Annotated in this window: 16 protein-coding genes; 5 read left to right on the plus strand and 11 right to left on the minus strand. The window is 67.6% G+C overall.

The genetic code is table 11. The features are described from left to right. Positions 1 to 558 (plus strand): RecB family exonuclease (locus tag ACFWPX_RS22110; RefSeq protein ID WP_378928917.1); only part of this gene is annotated, 558 nt, incomplete at its 5' end. Between the two features lie 21 nt (positions 559 to 579). Here the strand turns inward: ACFWPX_RS22110 and ACFWPX_RS22115 are convergent. Together ACFWPX_RS22115 and ACFWPX_RS22120 are read right to left on the minus strand one after the other, a co-directional pair. Next, positions 580 to 1,707 carry a YeiH family protein gene (locus ACFWPX_RS22115; protein WP_378928918.1) on the minus strand — a complete coding sequence of 376 codons (1,128 nt, stop codon included), beginning with the start codon at positions 1,705 to 1,707 and terminating at the stop codon, positions 580 to 582. Next, the gene (locus ACFWPX_RS22120; protein ID WP_378928919.1) at positions 1,707 to 1,841 is read right to left on the minus strand and encodes a hypothetical protein; all 135 of its coding nucleotides are present in this window, start codon (positions 1,839 to 1,841) and stop codon (positions 1,707 to 1,709) included. Before ACFWPX_RS22120 ends, ACFWPX_RS22115 begins: the two co-directional genes overlap by 1 nt. Positions 1,842 to 2,221: 380 nt before the next feature. On the opposite strand from ACFWPX_RS22120, the gene ACFWPX_RS22125 reads away from it, so the two are divergent. Next, positions 2,222 to 2,425: a hypothetical protein gene (locus ACFWPX_RS22125; protein ID WP_378919608.1), complete on the plus strand. Its 204-nt coding sequence runs from the start codon at positions 2,222 to 2,224 to the stop codon at positions 2,423 to 2,425. A 69-nt stretch (positions 2,426 to 2,494) separates the two neighbouring features. Here the strand turns inward: ACFWPX_RS22125 and hisG are convergent, their stop codons facing one another. The 8 genes from hisG to metH form a co-directional block, all read right to left on the minus strand. Beyond that, positions 2,495 to 3,346, minus strand: coding sequence for an ATP phosphoribosyltransferase (hisG, locus tag ACFWPX_RS22130; RefSeq protein WP_378919606.1), 852 nt, complete (start codon positions 3,344 to 3,346; stop codon positions 2,495 to 2,497). Between the two features lie 56 nt (positions 3,347 to 3,402). After that, positions 3,403 to 3,684, minus strand: coding sequence for a phosphoribosyl-ATP diphosphatase (locus ACFWPX_RS22135; RefSeq protein ID WP_174562637.1), 282 nt, complete (start codon positions 3,682 to 3,684; stop codon positions 3,403 to 3,405). A 55-nt stretch (positions 3,685 to 3,739) separates the two neighbouring features. Continuing rightward, the gene (locus ACFWPX_RS22140) at positions 3,740 to 5,560 is read right to left on the minus strand and encodes a choline/carnitine O-acyltransferase (RefSeq protein ID WP_378928920.1); all 1,821 of its coding nucleotides are present in this window, start codon (positions 5,558 to 5,560) and stop codon (positions 3,740 to 3,742) included. Between the two features lie 9 nt (positions 5,561 to 5,569). Then, the gene (locus ACFWPX_RS22145; RefSeq protein WP_378928921.1) at positions 5,570 to 6,385 is read right to left on the minus strand and encodes a class I SAM-dependent methyltransferase; all 816 of its coding nucleotides are present in this window, start codon (positions 6,383 to 6,385) and stop codon (positions 5,570 to 5,572) included. 12 nt (positions 6,386 to 6,397) lie between these two features. After that, positions 6,398 to 7,261 carry an arpA protein gene (locus ACFWPX_RS22150; RefSeq protein ID WP_378928922.1) on the minus strand — a complete coding sequence of 288 codons (864 nt, stop codon included), beginning with the start codon at positions 7,259 to 7,261 and terminating at the stop codon, positions 6,398 to 6,400. A 180-nt stretch (positions 7,262 to 7,441) separates the two neighbouring features. After that, entirely contained in the window at positions 7,442 to 8,113 is a 672-nt protein-coding gene (locus ACFWPX_RS22155) for an HAD family hydrolase (protein WP_378928923.1), read from the minus strand. Positions 8,114 to 8,194: 81 nt separating this feature from the next. Next, positions 8,195 to 10,066: a protein kinase gene (locus tag ACFWPX_RS22160; protein ID WP_378928924.1), complete on the minus strand. Its 1,872-nt coding sequence runs from the start codon at positions 10,064 to 10,066 to the stop codon at positions 8,195 to 8,197. A 231-nt stretch (positions 10,067 to 10,297) separates the two neighbouring features. Further along, positions 10,298 to 13,894, minus strand: a complete 3,597-nt coding sequence (gene metH, locus ACFWPX_RS22165) for a methionine synthase (RefSeq protein WP_378928925.1) — start codon at positions 13,892 to 13,894, stop codon at positions 10,298 to 10,300. A 192-nt stretch (positions 13,895 to 14,086) separates the two neighbouring features. Between metH and ACFWPX_RS22170 the strand changes: the two genes are divergently transcribed. Then, positions 14,087 to 14,917: a PAC2 family protein gene (locus tag ACFWPX_RS22170; protein WP_378913138.1), complete on the plus strand. Its 831-nt coding sequence runs from the start codon at positions 14,087 to 14,089 to the stop codon at positions 14,915 to 14,917. Positions 14,918 to 14,989: 72 nt separating this feature from the next. After that, positions 14,990 to 17,563: an AMP-binding protein gene (locus ACFWPX_RS22175; protein WP_378928926.1), complete on the plus strand. Its 2,574-nt coding sequence runs from the start codon at positions 14,990 to 14,992 to the stop codon at positions 17,561 to 17,563. Here the strand turns inward: ACFWPX_RS22175 and ACFWPX_RS22180 are convergent. After that, positions 17,465 to 17,770, minus strand: coding sequence for a hypothetical protein (locus ACFWPX_RS22180; RefSeq protein WP_056809962.1), 306 nt, complete (start codon positions 17,768 to 17,770; stop codon positions 17,465 to 17,467). The two genes, ACFWPX_RS22175 and ACFWPX_RS22180, sit on opposite strands and share 99 nt — an antisense overlap. A 349-nt stretch (positions 17,771 to 18,119) precedes the next feature. Between ACFWPX_RS22180 and ACFWPX_RS22185 the strand changes: the two genes are divergently transcribed. Further along, on the plus strand, positions 18,120 to 19,259 hold the full coding sequence (locus ACFWPX_RS22185) for an XRE family transcriptional regulator (RefSeq protein WP_378912758.1): 1,140 nt from the start codon (positions 18,120 to 18,122) through the stop codon (positions 19,257 to 19,259). The last annotated feature ends 9 nt before the right edge of the window (positions 19,260 to 19,268 follow it).

Below are 19,268 nucleotides of genomic sequence, written 5' to 3' on the forward strand. Positions count from 1 at the left end.
GGGGCCCCCAGCGGTGTCGCGCGCCTCGCCGCGGCCGCGCGCCCGCGCCTAGCCGCCCCCCCCGCGGGGGCGCCGCGGCGCCCGCCCCCCCCCCACGGCGATATTCCGCTGCGCGGTTTCGTCGACCGGATCGATGTGGCACCCAACGGCCTGCTGCGGGTCGTCGACTACAAAACCGGTCGCTCACCCGGACCGATGCACGAAGCGCGCGCCCTGTTCCAGCTCAAGTTCTACGCGCTGATGATCCTGCGCACCCGCGACATCGTCCCGGCCCAGCTGCGCCTGATCTATCTGGCCGACAAGAACATCCTCACCTACACCCCCGAGCGCGAGGAACTCGATCGCTTCCAGCGCATTCTCACCGCGCTCTGGCAGGCCATCATCGACGCGGGCAAGACCGGGGACTTCCCGGCGACGCGCAACTCGATGTGCAAGTTCTGCGATTTCAAACCCCTGTGCCCCGAGTACGGCGGCACGCCGCCGCCGTACCCGGGCTGGCCAGTTCAGGCCGCGGTTCCTGCCGATCTGGTGACAGAACGCCTCCCCGAAGACGTGTGACCGCGATCGACGCCGGGCATGTCACACGGCGAAGTCGCGGAACAGCAGCACCGAAAGACCAAGGCCGACAGCCAGATTCACGAGCACTGCCGATCCGAAGACCGCGATCGGCCGCCACCCCGCTTCGCGCAGCCCACGCAGCGAGAATTCCAGGCCGATGGAGACGAACGCCAGGATCAGGAACCAGGTGCGCAGGTCGTTGATGATGGCGATGTGCGCGGCACCGGTCTTCTTGTCGACCGACTGGAGATACAGCGTGCCGATGATCGAGGCGGCGATGAACCCGAGCACGAATTTCGGGAACCTGGACCAGAATTCACCGATGCTCGGACGCGCGGCACCCTCGGTGCGATCCACACGGAACGCGAACCAGGCGGTGAGAGCGATCGCCACGAGACCGATGAGCGCGTTCTGGGTGGTCTTGACGATCGTCGCGATCTGCAACGACTCCTCACCCGCCAGCGCACCCGCGGCGGCCACCGCGGCCGTGGTGTCGATGTTGCCGCCGATCCACGCGCCCGCCACCACATCGGAGAGCCCGAGAACATCAGCGAGCCAGGGCAGCAGGAAGATCGACGGCAGCGCGAAGATGATCACCAGCGACGCCGCGTAGGCGATCTGCTCGCGCCGGGCCTGCACCGCACCCGCCGCCGCGATGGCCGCGCTCACCCCGCAGATCGACACCGCCGACGACAGCAGCGCCCGCAGCTTGTCGTCGAGCCCGAGCACCCCACCGAACCACCAGGTGAACCCGAAAACGATGGTGATCAATGCCAGCGCCTGCACGATCGACGGAGCGGCGGCGGTTACCAGGATCTTCAGGTTGATCGACGCACCGAGCAGCACCACACCGGTCTTGATGAAGAACTCGGTCCGGAACCCGGCCGAAAGCCGTTCCCGCAGACCGATCTTGCCCAGTACAACATTGCCGATCAACCCGATCGCGATCGCGTACACCGGATACTCGACCGTCTTCGCGACCCGCTTGAAGGGGGTATCCGCCGCCCATTGCGGAACATGGGTGTCGAAGAACCTGGTCAACGCGCCCAGTACGAGCACCAGCAGAATCCCCGCCACGATATCGCGCGCCGTAGGCCGCGAGTTCGCCTGCAACGCCGCGGTTTCCGACGTCGTCCGCGTCTCCCCCATCACGGCACCAGCCAATCCGGGATGGCCCCGACCAGCACAAGGCCGATCAGGACGAGCCCGACGACGGTAGCCAACCAGTCTTCGTTCCAGGTGAATGCGCTGCCCGGCCGTGGCTCGGGCGGTGTCTGCGACACGGTGACTCCTCGCGTTCCTCTTCAGAGAAACGCAAGGTAGCAACGAGATCCGGGGAGTACACCGATTGAACTCACCCTGAATCGATCGTTGCGGTCGCGAGCAACTCCCGCGCGGAAACTACCGCAGGCGGCGTTCCTCTTCTTCTTCCAGGCGGCGCCGCTCTTCTTCGCGCTCGACCTGCTCCTTCTCGATCTTTTCTTCCTGCTCGTTCTTGTTCGACATTTTCGCCCCGATCACTGATTGTCCGGACAAATCCGCGATTCCAGCCTACCCGCGGCGGAATACCCGTCGGCGGTAACGACCGGGCGCACCGAAGACGACTACCTTCGGACTGCTCTGCCGTCCCCTGGGGTGGTTTCCACCGAGTTGAGGAGAAGAAATGAACCGCACTCTGTTCAGGGCCGTGGCTCTTGCCGCTATCACGCTGGCGATGGGAACCTATCCGACCGTCGCCTCGGCTAGCTCGGCAGCGGCGCCGGTCGTGGCCGAACCCATCATCGGCGGCGCACCGACTGCGCCGTTCGACCCGATTTGCCCGTTGTGTTTCGTGCGTGAGGCGCTCGAGAGTCTCTCGGCGAAGTAGGTTCAGGCGCCGAAAGACCGAGGCCCCTCACCTGGGTGAACACAGGTGAGGGGCCTCGGACGGAACGGCTCAGAAGGCTCGGCAGGAGCGGATGTCGGTGGCGAGGATGGCCTTGGCGCCGAGGTCGGCGAGGCGGTCCATGAGTTCGTTGCCCTGTTTGCGGGGAACGAGGGCGCGCACCGCGACCCAGTCGGGGTCGGTCAGCGGGGACACGGTGGGTGATTCGAGACCGGGGGTGATGGCGACTGCCTGGTCGAACAGGGACTTGGGGCAGTCGTAGTCGAGCATCAGGTACTGCTGGGCGAAGACGACGCCCTGGATGCGGTTGATGAGCTGGTTGCGGGCGCGGTCGTCGCGGTCCGAACCCGTGCGTTCGATGAGGACGCCTTCGGAGTCGCACAGGGATTCGCCGAACGCGATCAGGTTGTGCTGACGCAGGGTGCGACCGGACCCGACCACGTCGGCGATGGCGTCGGCGACACCGAGCTGGATCGAGATCTCGACCGCGCCGTCGAGGCGGATCACCTCGGCCTCGATCCCGAAGCGGGCGAGGTCGGCGCGGACCAGGTTCGGGTAGGAGGTGGCGATGCGCTTGCCCGCCAGATCCTCGACCTTCCAGTCCTCACCGGCGGGGGCCGCGTAGCGGAAGCTGGAGCGGCCGAAACCGAGCGACAGTCGCTCGCTGACCGGGGAGCCGGAGTCCAGGGCCAGGTCGCGGCCGGTGATGCCGAGGTCGAGCTCACCGGAGCCGACGTAGATGGCGATGTCCTTGGGACGCAGGAAGAAGAACTCGACCTGATTGGCGGGATCGAGCACGGTCAGATCGCGGGAGTCGGTCCGCTTGCGATATCCGGCCTCGCTCAGGATCGAGGTGGCGGATTCGGAGAGCGAGCCTTTGTTGGGGACGGCGACGCGCAACATGGGAGGGGGGTCCTTTCGGGGGAAGTGGAGGAGGTGTCATCCGGACGGATCAGCCGTCACAGATGTCGGTACACGTCCTCGAGCTTCAGCCCACGACCCAGCATCATCACCTGGACCCAGTACAGCAGCTGGGAGATCTCCTCGGCGAGCGCTTCATCGCTCTCGTGCTCAGCGGCCAGCCAGATCTCACCGGCTTCTTCCAGGACCTTCTTACCCTGGAAATGAACGCCTGCGTCCAGCGCGGCCACGGTGCCAGACCCCTCGGGACGGGTCTGGGCACGCTCGGTCAGCTCGGCGAACAGGGATTCGAAGTTCTTCACGAGTAGAGATTGTTTCATACCCGACCCAGCGGTTTTCCCGGCGCACCGCGAGCTGCGGCACGCCGGGAAACGATCACGCCGGTTCGGACAGCAGTTCGCGCAGGTCGGCTACGGACGTGCGGAGGTGGTCGGCGAAGGCGTACATCTGGTCGGACACCGACTTCGGCGTGGCCAGGTAGATGTTCCACCGATCCGGCAGCAGCACGTAGGCGATGCCGATGCAGCGGGGGCTGGTCGAGCCGAAACCGAAGTAGCGGATGTACTTCGACGGGGCCGAGCTGGTCGACAGGTAGTCGTCGCGCATGACCGTCCAGCCGGGGCTGTCGAACAGCGCGATCCGCTCGTCGGCGACGCCGAGCTGTTCGCCGCGGCGGCGCTGGATCCACTCCAGTTCCCACAGGTGCTGCTCGGGCGCCTGCCCGGCTTGGCATTCCTTCGCCCGCGCGACGTGGGCGGACGCGGCGGTGCGCGCCGCGGCCAGCTTGGTCTCGGTGTCGGTGTCCGGGGACACCATCGCGTCGACGAACGCCACCATCTCCGGGGTCACCACACGCATGGCCTCGGTGCGACCGTTGCGGAACTGCCGGGTGGCGATGGATTCGTAGGTCGCGCCGGTGAGCCCCTTGCTGCGCCGGTGGGCGAGCTGGTAGCTGAGCTGGGCGAAGGCATCGGGTGAGATGCCGAGCTTCTTGGCCTCGCCGGTCCCGAAGTCGTCGAAGGACACCAGCGAGGTGGCCGTATCGGCGGCGAAGCGGGCGAAGTCGGCCCCCGCCGCGGCGATGTCGGCGCGCGCGGCCGAGTCGAGCACGAACTCGATCGGCTCCACCGAGGGCAGTCCCTGCGATTGCGCCCCGCTGGTGGCCGCGTGGTCCTGGGAACTCCGTTCGAGCAGCGCGTCGACGAACGACAGCACGGTGGTGCCATCGAGCCCACAGTGCTCGATATTGATGCCGGCCTGACCGTCGGCGAAGACGATGAACGACACCGACTTGTCGAAGTAGCGGTTGCCGCTGTCACCGTGGAGCAGCTGGTCGCAGGCGTGCAGTTCGTCGCGGGGCGCGAAGTCCTCCAGGCACACCGAGAACAGCGCCGTCTCCACCGCGTCGAACGCCTCGACGTTGGCGGGCTCGGTGCGCAGCACTTCCCGGCTGCGCGCCCATGCCGCACGGGCCTTCGTGGTGAGATGCCCGACCGAGGTGTCGGTCGCGGCGGGCTTGGTGCCGCCCTTGATCACCGCGCGCAGCCCGTCGACCACGTCGTCGAACGCGTACGGCGCGCCGTCGCCCCCGATGACGTCCATCCGGAAGATGTTGCCGCGGTAGAAGACCGCGATGTGACGCGCATCCGAGGGCCCCGGCCATTCCGGGCTGTAGGGCTTGCGAACACTGTCCTGGATCTCGCCCGGAATCCGGGTCTCGGAGAACAGGTACTTGTTCTGCCACATCGACAGCGCCTGCCCGCGCTGGGTCACCGGCGCGATCGTCTCCGCGTCCAGCGCCAGCTTGTAGTCGACTGCCGCCCCGATGATCGCGGCGGCCCGCTCGGTCTGCCCGGCGACGGTCGACGCCGCGAGGGGGGTGTCGTCACGGAACAGGAAAACGAAGTTGGCGTTCAACGCGATCCGGTCTCGACGGCCCAGATACCGTGACGGCCAGAATTCGTCGAGCCAGCTGCCGACGCCGGGGGTGGCGTCGTATTCGGCCAGCGCGGCATGCAGGGCGCGCCCCGCCCCACCGGGGCGCAGCAGCTCGGCTACCGCGCCCTCGGTGGTGGCGTATTCCTCGGCGCCGAGCAGGGGCTGACACCACTGCAGGAACCGCGCGCAACTGTCGTCCAGTGTCGGCAGCGGTACCCGGGGCAGCGTGTCTTCGGCGGCGAACGTGGGTTGGTTCAATCCAAGTCCTCAGGTCTCGATGGGATGCGGGCGGGACAGGAACAGGTTGGCGTAGAGCCAGCCTTCGGCTTCGTGGTCGGTGGTGTCGATTCCCTTGGCCGCCAACGCATCCAGCACCTGTTCGCGTTCCTGTGCCGAGGCGAACCTCCGCTGCTGGAACATACCGGGACGCTGCTCGCTGCGATAGCCGAGCGCGGCCAGTTCCTCGGCGATGGGACCGAAATCGAACATCCGCAACACGAAATGCGCCATCCACGGTCGCTTGCGTGGATCGGCTTGGGCGACCCTGGACAGGGTTTTCTCGGTGATGTAGCCGACGCATCCGGTGGAGATCACCAGATCGGCGGAGGCGAGCACACGTCGCTGCGCCTCGGTGGGCTCGGTGGCCTCGAGGTCGGCGTGCACGTAGTCGTGCAGGAGTCCGGCGGCGTGGGCGTAAGTCAGCGCCGGGCGTGCGGCGTCCATCCCGATGAAGCGTACGTCGGGCATCAGATCGCCGCGCAACCGCTCCCGGTCCGCCGCGATCAGCCCGACCTTGTCGGTATCGGCGTGATCGCGGTAGTGCCCGGCCAATTCGTCGACGGTGGTGTCGCTGCGCAGCAGGGCCGCGTTCACCCCGTAGGAGCACCCGAGGTCGAGGACCGTCGGGATCCGGTCCGGCCGAGCGGCCCGCAGCTGGCGCAGCTGTTCGGCGAAGAGCGGCTTCGCCAGTTCCGGGATCCGGTAGTCCAGCTCGTTCATGCGCGCGAAATACGCGCGTGGATCGGGACTTTCGTAGATGTCGTCGAAGGATGCTTTGCCGGTGGTGTGCAACGGAACGGACATGGGCGGTTCCTCTCAGTCGAGCAGTCGGTCACCTCGGACGGCGTCGGCCGCGGCGGCCACATGGTCGGGCAGGACACGGCCGAACAACTGCCTGGTGCGTTCGACCGTGCCGATCACCCCTGGTCGGTCCGTGTAGGCGAAAATCGCCGAATGTCGTTGGCTCACACCGGCCACTTCGGTGACGCGATGCAGGGAGAAACGGCCCTTGAACAGCTGCAGATCGCCGGGGCGCAGTTCCAGCGCGCGGATGAGCCGGGCGCCGTCACCGGTGAGCACGTCGCGCACGTCGTCGAGGTGCTCGGCGTGCGGGTCGCGGATATTGGGGCAGTACTCGAACACGCCGCCGGCTTCGGGCTTGCGGGTGAGCATGCTCACGGTGAATTCGTTGGTGTCGAAATGCCACGGATGCGACATCCCCGGCTCGACCACGTTCAGGCACAAACCCGCGAGGGGGTCGGCGAATTCGTGCAGATCGTCGAGTTCGAAGCAATCGGCGACGAACCGCTGGAACACCGGATCGGTGTAGAGACGCTGGATCAGCGCTTCGGCGGGGATGCGATCGCGGGCCACGAAGGCATTGCCGCGGTCGAGCACGATCCGCGCCGGATGGTCGGCGGGCAGGTCGGCGTCGAGGGGAATGTTGTAGGCATTGACCCGCTCCACTTTGTAATGGGCGTGCGGTGCGATCGCCTCTCCCTCGGCGCGCAGCGTATCGAGCAGCTGCGGCCGGATGAACTCACGCAGGACCGTACAGCCGTCCTCGGCCAGCTCGGCGCGGGCGGCCTCGATGGCCGCCTGCCTGCCCGAACCACCGAGATCGGTGAGTGGATACCGTGCGATGTCGACGATTTCGTCAAGCCCCCGCGTGCCCGTCATGTACCCAGTTTGCGGGAATATTCGGGCGCGCGCTCGCGGTTTCGACAAATCGGGCGTATCCCGGGAAGATCACAACCGTGCGAAATCAACTGTGCGGCAACCGTTTTCGCGGATTCCACCCAGGTTTCGGTCTTATCACGGTAGGCTATTTCGCCCTATCTCGGTGAGCCCTCACAATTTTCAGACGCGGGCGTCGAGGGCGGCGCGCAGATCCGTAACCGACAAACCGACCAGCGACTCCCGGAATACCCGCCCCGGCGCCTCGGGAACCGCGATCTCGCACGGGATCACGATCAGACCGCAGCCCGCGCCCTGCGCGGCGAGCGATCCGGTCGGCGAATCCTCGATCGCGACACAGTCACGCGGGTCGACCTCGAGCAGTTCCGCGGCGCGGCGGTAGATGGCCGGATCGGGCTTGCCGTGCGCCACCTCGTCACCGCAGACGGATGTGTCGAAGAAATCGCGGCCGAGGGTATCGAGGCCGTATTCGGTGAGCGAGCGCTTGGTGTTGGTCACCAGCGCGCACTTCATACCCGCCTCGCGCACCATCGCCAGCGCGTCCTTGGCGCCGGGACGCCACGGGATCGGGCCGAGCATCAACTCGGTGACCCGGCGCTCGAGGAACTCCCCCGCCTCGGCGATCGTCGCCGGCGTCGGGTCAAGGCCGATGCCGTCGAAGAGCATGCGCAGCGCGTTCGGGCCGGAGGCGCCGATCAGGGCGTGGCGGACCTCGTCGGTCAGCTCGCGGCCGTGCTCACGGGCCAGTTCGCGAACCGCTATGTCCCACAGCTTCTCCGAATCGAGCAGCGTGCCGTCCATGTCCCACAACACCGCGGCCGGTCGCGCGCTCACCTGTTTCTCGCCTCGTTCTCGTCGCACATCACCTCTGGTGACCGGCAGTCGCCGGACCCCGTTCAGGGTAACGGGTCGGCCTCAGACGCCCGATCCGGCGATCTGGAGGTTGCCCGCGTCGCCGGAGACCTGGATCCAGCGGTTCTCCGAGGTCACGGTGCCATTGGTCAGGTGGTAGGTGAGGGTGACGACCGCGCGGTTCTGCCCGTTGGGAGTGATCGAGCCGACAGTCACCGACCGCACCGACGACCAGAACGACGAGTACTGGCCGAACCCACCGGTCTGCGACTGGTAGCCCGGAGCGAGCTGCGCCCACGCCCCGCCGATATTGCCGGGGAGCATGCCGTAGTACCCGGCGATGAACTGGTTGATCCGATCCGGGGTGGGCGGGCCGAAGGGGGTGGTGGTGATGGTCGTGCTGGTCGGATTCGGGGTGGTGGGGGTGGGCTTGGCCGAGGTGCTGGTCGGGGTCGCACCGCTCGGCACGGCCGCGGGTGGGGCGGACACGGTGATCGTCTCCTGCTCGGGCACGATGACGACGGTGCTCACCTTGCCGTCGACCATGGTCGTGACGGTGACCGGCGATGCCGGGATCTGCGCCTGCTGATCGGGCTCGCCGCCCCGGTCGCGGGTGACCACCAGCACGACGAGCATGACCGTGAAGGCAGCGACGGCCGCGGCCAGCAACAGGACGGCGCGGCTGTTGTTCGCGCGGTCGGTGCGCGACGGCGGAGCGGGGAACGCGGGATGGAGGCCAGTGGTCGAGGCCTGCGTCGGCCCAGCTGCGGCTCGGGCGCGTGTATCCGCCTCAGCGCCCGCACGTTCGACACCGCTCGAGTTCGGCGACGTGGCGTCGCGCGGCCGCACCGAGCCAGGATCGCCTGCGGCCGCGTGACCGACCGCGCCGGCCGCCGACCCGACCCCGCCCGATGCCGGTGTGCCCGTGGCCTCCGCCGTCGAGTTCCGTCCCGAGAAGGCCGAGCGGGCCGCCATCCTCATGGCCAGGCCGCTGCCGAACAGTGCGGCCGCACCGGATTTCGCCACCGCTCCCCCGTTCGCGGGCTGCGGGGTCGGCGTCGTCACCGCCTCGCTCACCGGCAGTATCTTCGTCGCGGAGGCGGGAAGTGCCGGAACCCGGCCCGCCGCAACGTCTTCCAGCGCTGTGCGGGCCTGCGCCATCGTCGGCCGGTCATCGGCGGACGCGGTCAGCAGCCACATCAGGACCGGCGCGAGGGGGCCCGCGTTCTTCGGCTCCGGCACCACACCGCGCGCGACGGCGTGCAGCACAGCCAGGGGGTTGTCGCCCTCACCGAACGGCGGCGCGCCTTCGGAGGCGGCGTACAGCGTCGAGCCGAGGGCGAACACGTCGGCGGCGGGCTTGGGGTTGTCGCCGCGCGCGATCTCGGGCGCCAGGTACGCGGGGGTGCCCGCCAGGAACCCGGTGGCGGTGACGGTGACGTCCCCGGTCGCGTGCGAGATGCCGAAGTCGGTGAGTTTGACCGTGCCGTCGTCGCCGACGAGCAGGTTTGCCGGTTTCACATCGCGGTGCATGATCCCGGCATCGTGCGCGGCCGACAGCGCCGCGGCGGCCTGGGCGCCGATCCCCGCCACCGCGATCGGCGGCAGGGTCACCCCGCCTGCCAGCTTCACCGCGAGGCTCGGCGCGTTCATGTATTCCATGACCAGCCACGGCTGGCCGTCCTCTTCGGCGACATCGAAGACGGTGATGGCGTTGGGGTGGTGCAGGCGGGCCGCGATCCGGCCCTCCCGCATCGCGCGCAGTTTCCCTTCCAGCGCTTGCGATCCGGTGAGACCGGGCGCGAGCAGCACCTGCTTCACCGCGACGGTGCGCCGCAGCCGGACGTCGGTGGCGCGCCACACGACTCCCATCGCGCCCGTGCCGATCGGGTCGGTGAGTCGATAGCGTCCCGCGATCAACCGATCCGATGTCATATTCTGTGCCCCTCCTGCTTACCGCTGAGTCGTCTCGCCCTCCGCGCCACAGCGGGATGAAACTTTGGAAAATCCTACGTGCTGAACTGCTTCGATCCTGTTGCGGGACAGCCCGGTCCATGGACCCAGCGCCGCATCGTGACCAGACTCACAAGCGCCGCAACGACAATCGGACCGGCCCGCGGGGCCGATCCGATCTGCCGACGCCTGTTCACCTGTTCCTGAAGTGTCTCAGGCGTTGAAGTATTTCGCCTCCGGATGCAGCAGCACGAACGCGTCCGTCGACTGCTCGGGGTGCAGCTGCAGTTCTTCCGACAGCGTCACCCCGACCCGGCCCGCGTCGAGCAGGTCGACGAGCTTGGCGCGATCTTCCAGGTCAGGGCAGGCGCCGTAACCGAAGGAGTACCGCGCGCCCCGGTAACCGAGCTTGAAGTAGTCCTGCACATCGGCGGGATCCTCGGCGGCGACGGACTTGCCGTCGACGGTCAGCTCTTCACGCACCCGGCGATGCCAGTACTCGGCCAGCGCCTCGGTGAGCTGCACACCGACACCGTGCACCTCGAGGTAGTCGCGGTAGTTGTCGGCGGCGAACAGCGCGTTGGCGAAGTCGGCGATCGGCTGACCCATCGTGACCAGCTGGAACGGCAACACATCGACCTGCCCGGTCTCCCGGGCCCGCTCACGCGAACGGATGAAGTCGGAGATGCACAGGAACCGATCACGCTGCTGACGCGGGAAGGTGAACCGATACCGCTCCGGCGCATCAGGATTCGGCTCGGTCAGCACGATGACCTCGTCGCCCTCCGACACGGCGGGGAAGTACCCGTACACCAGGGCGGCATGTTGCAGCACACCCTCGGTGGCGAGCCGGTCGAGCCAGGCGCGCAACCGCGGCCGGCCCTCGGTCTCCACCAGATCCTCGTAGGTCGGGCCTTCGCCTGCCCGCTGACCACGCAGACCCCACTGACCGAGGAACAGCGCCCGCTCGTCCAGCAGACCCGAGTACTCCGCCAGCGGCAGACCCTTGATCACCCGGGTGCCCCAGAACGGCGGCGTCGGCACGGGCAGATCCGTGGCCACATCGGAGCGTTCGGGCACCACGATCGGCGTCTCGGCGGCCTTGCGTTCGGCCGCGATCCGCTTGGACCGCTCGTGACGCGCCTTGCGCTCGGCGGCCTTCTCCTTGGCCGCGATCGCCGCCGGGCTGTCCGGGTCGAGCCCGCCGCCGCGCTTGACGGTCATGATCTCGTCCATCAACCGCAGACCCTCGAAGGCGTCACGGGCGTAGTACACGTCGCCGTCGTAGACCGCGGTCAGGTCGTTCTCCACGTAGGAACGGGTCAGCGCGGCGCCACCGAGCAGCACCGGGAACTGTTCGGCGACACCCTTGGAGTTGAGTTCACCGAGGTTCTCCTTCATCACCACGGTCGACTTCACCAGCAGCCCGGACATGCCGATCACGTCGGCCTTCTTGTCCTGCGCGGCGTCGAGGATGGTCGCGATGGGCTGCTTGATGCCGAGGTTGACCACCTCGTAGCCGTTGTTGGACAGGATGATGTCGACCAGGTTCTTGCCGATGTCGTGGACATCGCCCTTCACCGTGGCCAGCACGATCCGGCCCTTACCCGCGTCGTCGGTCGCTTCCATGTGCGGTTCCAGGTGCGCGACAGCGGTTTTCATCACCTCGGCCGACTGCAACACGAACGGCAGCTGCATCTGGCCCGAACCGAACAGCTCACCCACGGTCTTCATGCCCGAGAGCAGGGTCTCGTTGATGATCTGCAGCGGCGGCACGGTCTGCATCGCCTCGTCGAGATCGTCACCGAGACCGTTGCGTTCACCGTCGACGATGCGCCGCTCGAGACGCTCGAACAAGGGCAGCAGAGCCATTTCCTCGGCGCGCGAGGCCTTCGACGATGCCGTCGAGACGCCCTCGAACAGCGCCATCAGCTTCTGCAGCGGGTCGTAGTCCTCGGTGCGACGGTCATAGATCAGATCGAGGGCGACCTGCTGGTGCTCCTCGGGAATCCGGCTCATCGGCAGGATCTTCGACGCGTGCACGATCGCCGAATCCAGACCCGCTTGCACACATTCGTGCATGAACACCGAGTTCAGCACCTGCCGGGCGGCCGGATTCAGGCCGAAGGAGATGTTCGACAGACCCAGCGTGGTCTGCACCTGCGGGCGGCGGCGCTTGAGCTCGCGGATGGCCTTGATCGTCTCCTCACCATCCTTGCGCGACTCCTCCTGCCCGGTGCCCAGGGTGAAGGTCAGCGTGTCGACGATGATGTCGGACTCCGCCAGGCCCCAGTTGGCGGTGATGTCATCGATGAGACGCTCGGCGATCGCGACCTTGTGATCGGCGGTGCGGGCCTGGCCCTCTTCGTCGATGGTCAGCGCGACGACGGCGGCACCGTGCTCGGAGACCAGGCGCATGATCTGCTGGAACCGTGAATCCGGGCCTGCGCCGTCCTCGTAGTTCACCGAGTTCACCGCGCACCGACCACCCAGATGCTGCAGGCCTGCCTGCAATACCGGGACTTCGGTCGAGTCGAGCATGATCGGCAACGTCGAGGCGGTCGCCAGCCGCGAGGCCAGCTCGTTCATGTCGTCGGCACCGTCGCGGCCCACGTAGTCGACACACAGGTCGAGCATGTGCGCGCCGTCGCGGGTCTGGTCCTTGGCGATCTCGAGGCACCGCTGCCAGTCGGCGGCCAGCATCGCGTCACGGAAAGCCTTGGAGCCGTTGGCATTCGTGCGCTCACCGATCATCATGATCGACGCGTCCTGCTCGAACGGGACGGCGGTGTACATGCTCGACACGGCGGGCTCGTGCTCGGGCTGACGACGATCGGTGATCGGCGGCAACGTCTTCTCGACCTCGCGCACCGCCTCGGCGACCTGGCGGATGTGCTCCGGGGTGGTGCCACAGCAACCACCGACCAGCGAAAGACCGAACTCGGACACGAACCCGCTCATCGCGACGGCGAGCTCTTCGGGGGTGAGCGGGTACTCCGCGCCGTTGGCACCGAGTACCGGCAGACCCGCGTTCGGCATCACCGACACGGGGATGTTCGCGTGCCGCGACAGGTGCCGCAGGTGTTCGCTCATCTCCGCCGGTCCGGTGGCGCAGTTCAGACCGATCATGTCGATGCCGAGCGGTTCCAGCGCGGTCAGCGCCGCGCCGATCTCACTGCCGACCAGCATGGTGCCGGTGGTCTCCACGGTGACGTGGGTGATGATCGGGATCCGGCGGCCCGCCGCGATCATGGCCCGGCGGCTGCCGGTGATCGCGGCCTTCACCTGGAGCAGGTCCTGGCAGGTCTCGATGAGGATGGCGTCGGCGCCGCCGTCGAGCATGCCGAGCGCCGCTTCGGTGTAGGCATCGCGCAGCGACACGTACGGTGCGTGGCCCAGGGTCGGCAGCTTGGTGCCCGGCCCCATCGAGCCCAGCACGTAGCGCGGGGTGCCGTCGGCGGACGGGCCCATCTCGTCGGCGACATCGCGGGCGATCCGGGTGCCGCGCTCGGACAGATCACGGATCCGGTCCTGGATGTCATAATCGGCGAGGTTGGGCAGGTTGCAGCCGAAAGTGTTGGTCTCCACCGCATCCGCGCCCGCGGCGAAGTAGGCGCGGTGGATGTCGGCGAGCACATCGGGGCGGGTGTCGTTGAGGATCTCGTTGCAACCCTCGAGGCCACGGAAGTCGTCGAGCGACAGATCCGCGGCCTGCAACATCGTGCCCATCGCGCCGTCGCCGATGACGACACGCCGCCGCAGCGTGTCGAGGAGCGTGGTATCGAACCCGGTGGGCAAGGACGCAGACATGATTCAAGACTAGAGGGCGCCCCCGACGAACAAGACCACTGTGGGTGAATCGAGTGGCCTGCGCCACTGTCCGCGGCGGAAACACGCAACAGCGTCGGTCACCGCAAAACAATTCGCACAAGACACTAGGCTGACCGGGTGGATGCCAGTGAGACCCCCGAGACGGAACTGCCGACGTTGCGCAATCCCGTCATGGTTGCCGCCTTCGAGGGCTGGAACGACGCAGGCGATGCCGCCAGCGGAGCCATCGAACATCTGGAGTTGATCTGGGATGCCGAGCCGCTGGCCGAACTCGATTCCGAGGACTACTACGACTACCAGGTGAACCGGCCGACGGTCCGTCAGGTCGACGGCGTGACCAGGGAGATCCAGTGGCCGTCGACGATGCTGTCGGTGTGTTCCCCGCCCGGCAGCGACCGCGACGTGGTGCTGCTGCGTGGCATCGAACCGAACATGAAATGGCGCAGTTTCTGCGACGACCTGCTCGAGTTCATCGAGCAGCTCGGGGTGGAGACCGTCGTCATCCTCGGCGCGCTGCTGGCCGATACCCCGCATACCCGCCCGGTGCCGGTGACCGGTTCGGCCTACAGTCCCGAGGCCGCCGAGCGGTTCAGTCTGGAACAGACCAGGTACGAGGGCCCGACCGGGATCACCGGAGTACTGCAGGACCAGTGCGTGAAGGCGGGCGTACCCGCGGTGTCGTTCTGGGCCGCGGTCCCGCACTACGTGTCGCAACCGCCGAACCCGAAGGCGACGATCGCGCTGCTGCACCGGGTCGAAGACGTCCTCGATATCGAGGTTCCGCTCGGTGAGCTGCCGAAACAGGCCGAGGAGTGGGAAGTCGCGGTCAACGAGATGACCCTCGGCGACGAGGAGATCAGCGAGTACGTGCGCTCCCTCGAGGAGCGCGGCGACGCCGCGATCGACCTCAACGAGACCATGGCCAAGATCGACGGCGACGCCATCGCGGCGGAGTTCGAGAAGTACCTGCGCAGGCGCGGTCCGGGCAGCTTCGGCCTCTAGCCCTCGTTCATCGGGAGTTCGCCGGGCAGAAAGCGCCCGGCTGCCGTCGGCACGCCGCTTAGACTTTTTCGGATGCCGGCCCAGTCGATCGTCGCCCATCTGCGTGGTTTCGACGACCGCATCGCGGTGCTGCACCATCCCGGGCCCGGGTCCGCCGAGCCCGTCGCACCGGTGACCTATGCCCAGCTCGGCGACCGCGTCGCTGAGTTCTCCGCCGGGCTGGGTCCGGTCCGGCGGCTCGTCGCGCTCACGGTCGGCAACGATCTCGACTCCCTCGTCGCCTACCTCGGCGCTCTGGAGGCGGGGTGCGCGGTGTTGCTGACCGGCGAGCTCACCGGCGAACTGGCCGCGACCTACGACCCGGACGTGATCATCGATCGCGGCCGCGTCGTCGCGAACCGCGCGCAGTCGGCGCACCGGCTGCATCCGGAGCTGGCGCTGCTGCTCAGCACCTCCGGCTCGACCGGGTCGCCGAAGCTGGTGCGGCTGTCGGCGCACAACCTGACCGCCAACGCCGAGTCCATCGCCGAGTACCTCGGCATCGGCCCGCACGACCGCGCGGCGACCACCCTGCCGCTGTTCTACTGTTACGGGCTGTCGGTCGTCCACAGCCACCTGCGGCGCGGTGCGAGCCTGCTGCTCACCGAGCGTTCCGTGCTCGAGCCCGAATTCTGGGACGAGTTCCGCGCACACCGGGCCACCTCGTTCGCCGCGGTGCCCTACACGGTCGACCTCCTGGACCGGATCGGCTTCGCACAGATGTCGCTACCGGATCTGCGCTACGTGACCCAGGCGGGCGGCAGGCTCGAACCCGCCAGGGTGCGGACGTACGCGGAGCTCGGCGCGGCCGCGGGCTGGCGGTTCTTCGTGATGTACGGCCAGACCGAGGCCACCGCTCGAATGGCCTATCTACCACCGGAATCGGCGGCCGAGCACCCCGACTGCATCGGAATCCCCATTCCGGGCGGGCATTTCACCCTGACACCGGTCGACGACGGCGCCGCCGAGGAACTCGTCTACCACGGCCCGAACGTGATGCTCGGCTACGCGCACCGCCCCGCCGACTTGGCGCTGGGCCGCACCGTCGACGCGCTGCGCACCGGGGATCTGGCCCGGCGCACCGCCGACGGGCTGTTCCAGGTCGTCGGCAGGCGCAGCCGCTTCGCCAAACTGTTCGGCCTGCGCATCGACCTGGGCCGCATCGAATCAGAGCTGGCCACAGCCGGTTTCATCGCCGCATGCACCGACGACGGTGCCCGGCTGATCGCGGCGGCACTCCCCCGATCGGCATCGTCGGCGACATCGCATCGAGTCGACGAAGAGGCGGCAGCGCGGCTGATCGCCGAGATATCGGGACTGCCCACCACCGCGATCAGCGTGACCGTCATCGACGAACTCCCACGGCTGGCCACCGGCAAGATCGACTATCCCGCGGTACGCGCGCTCGCGACCACGTCGGCCGGCCACGGCGACGATGTCGGCGCGATCTACGCCGACGCCCTCGGCCTGCCGATCGAGTCGATCTCACCCGCACACAGTTTCGCGGACCTGGGTGGCAATTCACTGAGTTACGTCGCCGTCGCGGCACGCCTGGAACGCGTGCTCGGCACGCTGCCCGCCGACTGGCCACAGCGCTCGATCGCCGACCTGCGCCGATCACCACGCACCCGCACCCGCTTCGGCCGGGCCCTCGATTCCTCGACGGCGTTGCGCGCCATCGGCATCGTGCTCATCCTCGGCTCCCACATCCAGCTGTTCGAACTGTGGGGCGCGGCGCACGTCCTGCTGGCCGTGGCCGGCTACAACTTCGGGCGGTTCGCGGTGAGTTCGGCCCCACGCGCCCGGCGACTCCAGCTCACCGGGCGGGCCGTGGCGATGATCGCGGTGCCTGCCGCACTCTGGGTACTGCTCACGATGGCCTGGCAACCCGGCTACTACGGCTGGCAGAATGTGTTGCTGCTCAACAAGATTCTCGGACCGCGCAATGACACGGCGGGACATCTGTGGTTCCTGGAAGTACTCGTGTACTGCACGGTGGCCTGCGCGCTGCTGATCAGGATCCCCCGGATCGACCGGTGGGAGCGACGGGCGCCGTTCTGGTTCGCGCTCGGCCTGCTCGGCCTCACCCTGATCCTGCGCTGGCATTCGTTCGGGCTCTATCCCGAACGCGAAATCACATTCTCACCGCTGGCCTGTTGGTACTTCGTTCTCGGCTGGGCCGGAGCGAAGGCGACGGCAGTCTGGCAGCGGCTGATCGTCAGCGCCGTGCTGCTGGCTGGTGTGCCCGGATATTTCGGCGTCACCGAGCGGGAACGCCTTGTCATGGCAGGCATTGCGATCTTGATCTGGCTGCCCGCGCTGCGCGTGCCCACCGTCGTCGCCGTGGTGGCGGTGGCGGTGGCCGACAGCTCCCTGTTCGCGTATCTGCTGCACTGGCAGGTGTACCCGGTGTTCGGCGACCAGCGATTGCTGGCGCTGGCGGCCTGTCTGGCCGCCGGCGCGGCGGCTACCGAGATGGCGGATCGGTGCAGGCGTGCGATCCCATGGCTAACGCTCCAGGGTCAGCACCTGAGCGGCCGCCTCGTGCGCCAGCTTCGCGATCAGCAGGTCACGCGGAATCGTCTGGCCGGCAAGGTGATCGAGTGACGGCACCACCACGTGGTGGGCGTCGGCCCGCTTCAATTCCTGGGTGAGCTCGGCGAACGCCGCACCGTCACCCGCGGGTGCTTCGTGGAACGTCGCGGCGAAACACATGCCCGCGGTTCGGGCGAGGCTGCGTAGCGCATCCTCCAATTGGTCGCTCTGGCCATCGGCCAAATCGTCCCGCAAGTATCCATAGATCAACGCTTCCACCCGAACCTCCGTTGGATTGGGATCGCTGTTCTGTTGTCGGACCTGTCGTGTACTCGATCCCCCCGCGTCGCGCGGTGCGCCACGCGGGGGTACTGCGTTGCCCTGCAAGCTCTCCTGCAAAGCAGGTATCCGGTTGTCCAGCCGAGCACCTGCTTCCATCATGAACATTCGCGGCCCCCGGCAGCAGATGTCAATCCGATGACATCTACTTGCCCTATCCGGGACGCCGAACGTTAACTGGTGGAATACTACCGCCGTGACCGCAACTGATGATCGACCCGTCTGGGCTGTTCGGATGCGCTCGGAACGTGACGCGAGGGGGTGGTCGCAAGCCGATGCCGTTCGCGCGATGCGTGCCAAGTCCTCCCACAACCTGCCGACGGACAGTACCCTGCTGCGCAACTGGCGCCGCTGGGAATCCGGGGAATCGCGACCTGACGAGTTCTACGCGCCGATCATCGCGGCCGCGTTCGACACCGTCCCCGCCGCGTTCTTCCCGAAGTCCCGCCCCAACCGGGATGACGAGCTGTTATCGGCAACCGGTATGGACACTTTGGAGTTCATCGGACGACTCAGGATGTCCGACGTCAACAGCGCAACACTGGACGCGGTGCGGATCACCGCCGAACGGTTGTGCTGCGAATACGCTTACGCCGAACCCCACGCACTGCACGCCGAGGGGACCGCGTGGCTGCGCCGGATCACCTCGCTGCTCGACGGCAGACTGACCCTGAGCCAGCATCGGGAGATCCTCGTACTGGCAGGCTGGGTCGCGTTGCTGGTGGGTTGCGTCGATTACGACCTCGGCCGCCGAGGCGGTGCCGAAGCCACCCGCCGGGCCGCCGATTCCCTCGGCCGTGAAGCGGGCAATCCCGAGATCGTGGGGTGGGCCGCGGAGATGTCGGCGTGGTTCGCGTTGACACAGGGCAACTTCCGTGGCGCGATCGATGTCTCGGAGAAGGCGATGGCAGGCACCACGTCGTCGAGTGTCGGGGTGCAGCTGGCCGCGCAGCGTGCCAAGGGCTGGGCCCGGCTCGGTGACCGCCGCGCGATGCAGACCGCACTCGACGAGGGCAAGGCGATTCTGTCGCGGATGGGCCACCCGGCCGATCTGGACAACCACTTCGTCGTCGACGCCACCAAGTTCGACTTCTACGCGATGGACTGCTGCCGGGTGGCAGGCCAGGATCGACTGGCCGAACGCTACGCCCGGCAGGTGATCAGCGATTCGACCCGACCGGACGGTTCGGTCCGCAATCCCATGCGGGTCTCGGAGGCGCGGCTGACGCTGGCTGTCGTCGCCGTGCGCGACCGCGATCTCGAGCGCGCGGTCGAGGAGGGCGTCGCGGCGTTCTCCGCGGGTCGCAAGTCGCTGCCGTCGCTGGCGTGGATCGCGGGCGAGGCGGCCAGGGAGATCATCGAACGATACCCAGGAGATCAGCGCACCCAATCGTTCCTCGACCAGCTGCGATCGCTCAATGTCGGGTGAGTTCGCCCG

It is taken from the genome of Nocardia sp. NPDC058518, assembly GCF_042719655.1.
In the GTDB taxonomy this organism is placed as follows: Bacteria; Actinomycetota; Actinomycetes; order Mycobacteriales; family Mycobacteriaceae; genus Nocardia.